This is a genomic window from Sphingomonas sp. JC676, from assembly GCF_014489075.1.
GTDB lineage: Bacteria > Pseudomonadota > Alphaproteobacteria > Sphingomonadales > Sphingomonadaceae > Sphingomonas.
On record NZ_JACTGR010000027.1, the window covers coordinates 1 to 1,186 of the forward strand.

Annotated in this window: 1 protein-coding gene; it reads left to right on the forward strand. The window is 61.0% G+C overall.

Annotated features, from left to right (window positions below; genetic code table 11):
• Nucleotides 1-62: 62 nt before the first annotated feature.
• Nucleotides 63-1,172, forward strand: coding sequence for an IS630 family transposase (locus IAG41_RS22865; protein ID WP_187731014.1), 1,110 nt, complete (start codon nucleotides 63-65; stop codon nucleotides 1,170-1,172).
• Nucleotides 1,173-1,186: the final 14 nt, after the last annotated feature.

Consider the following 1,186-nt stretch of genomic DNA (forward strand, 5'->3'; position numbering starts at 1 on the left):
CTAGTCATCTGGAACTGAAGTAAGTTACATTGTATATGACGCCGTCCGAGAGGGAGGCGTTGATGGCGAACGCGTTTGCGAAGGGTCGTCCGATTGAGCCGTTGGTGGTGACGGCGGAGGAGCGCGCGTATCTTGAGCGACAGGTGCGGCGGCACCGGGTATCGCGCTCGCTGTCAGAACGATGTCGGATTATCCTGCGCTGTGCCGATGGGTTGCAGAGCAAGGTCGTGGCGACCGAGCTTGGCGTTCACGAGCATACGGTGGGCAAGTGGCGCCGGCGATTTCTGGCCGATCGCATTGACGGGCTGCTCGACGAAGCGCGCCCCGGCAGGCCGCGCACGATCGACGACGATCAAGTAGCTGCCGTGATCGAGCGAACGCTGCGCACCACACCTACGGATGCGACACACTGGTCGATCCGGTCGATGGCGGCAGAAACGGGCTTTTCACATACGACGATCCGCCGGATGTGGAATGCCTTCGGGTTGCAGCCACACCGTAGCCAGACCTTCAAGCTGTCGAGCGACCCGCTGTTTGTCGACAAGGTGCGCGATATCATTGGGCTTTACCTGTCGCCGCCGACCCGCGCGATCGTCCTCAGCGTTGATGAGAAGAGCCAGATCCAGGCGCTCGACCGCGAGCAGCCGGTGCTCCCCATGATGCCGGGCATCCCCGAGCGCCAGACCCACAGCTATGTGCGGCACGGGACGACATCGCTGTTCGCAGCGCTCGACATCGCCTCGGGCTTTGTCATCGGCAAATGCTACAAAAGGCATCGCGCGACCGAGTTCCTCGACTTCCTCAAGCAGATCGACCGGGCGGCCCCCGATGGGCTGGACGTCCACATCGTCATGGACAATTACGCGACCCACAAAACTGCCAAAGTCAGGGCCTGGCTCGCCCGCCGCCCGCACTATCACGTGCACTTCACGCCGACATCGGCGTCATGGATCAATCAGGTCGAGCGCTGGTTCGCTGAACTGACCAGAAAGCAGCTTCAGCGCGGCGTCCACCGTTCGACCGGCCAACTCGAGGCCGATATCCTCACCTTCATCGACCGACATAACGAAAACCCAAAGCCATACAGCTGGACCAAGTCCGCCGACGAAATCCTCGCCTCGGTCAAGCGCTTCTGCCAGAAAACACAGCAGACCTTATGTGGCGAACTTTAGATTCACGTGACTAG

Coding starts and splice junctions, on each gene's coding strand:
- IAG41_RS22865 (WP_187731014.1), top strand. CDS start 63: ATGGCGAACGCGTTTGCGAAGGGTCGTCCGATTGAGCCGTTGGTGGTG.